This is a genomic window from Clostridium sp. OM05-5BH, from assembly GCF_003481505.1.
In the GTDB taxonomy this organism is placed as follows: Bacteria; Bacillota; Clostridia; order Lachnospirales; family Lachnospiraceae; genus Otoolea; species Otoolea fessa.
The window spans coordinates 1,558-2,198 of record NZ_QULJ01000026.1; the positions used below are offsets into that span (position 1 = coordinate 1,558).

1 protein-coding gene is annotated in these 641 nt (G+C 44.3%); it reads right to left on the bottom strand.

The genetic code is table 11. The features are described 5' to 3' along the window. On the bottom strand, positions 1 to 518 hold a 518-nt coding region (locus DXB70_RS14480), incomplete at its 3' end, for a helix-turn-helix transcriptional regulator (RefSeq protein ID WP_243099979.1). Between the last annotated feature and the right edge of the window lie 123 nt (positions 519 to 641).

Sequence of the window (641 nt, forward strand, 5' to 3'; positions counted from 1 at the left end):
CTGAAATATTCATCATCACTGATATGGGCGGCTTGCAACACTTTCAAATGGGGGTCATCTTCGCCGGGGCGATACCGTTCAATGATTTCATGCCGGACGGTATCGACAAGGGCGTTGAGGTTTTGAATCTGCATGGTGGCAATCCCATCCACATAAATCTCAATGTCCGCAAGAAACTTGATAAAGTCCTTATGGGTGGCAAGTTCGCACAGCAGACGGTTGTTAATCCGACCGCTTTTCAGAAGTGCTACCATCTCATCACTCAAATGCAGCTCCCTTAATGGCGTGTTGATCTCCGCCCGGTTCTCTGTCCGGCAAAAGAGATAATCGAGGGACACCCCATAAAAATCTGCCAGCAGGATAAGGTTGCCATGATTGATTTCCTTATAGTCATCTTTTTCATAACTGCCAAGAGCCGATTTTGAAATACCCGTTTGCTCAGCCAGTTCTTCCAGTTTTAATCCTTTGTTTAATCGTAAATCTTTTAGCCGTTCCTGTATTGTAGTAGCTCCGTTCATTGAAGCAGTTCCCCCTTCTGACAACATTTATAACCGTTGAATTGATTATACCATATCAATTCCGCAATCGTGGAAATTTCTGATTTTTACCCCGAATTCCTACTTTGTGGACATACGGCACAG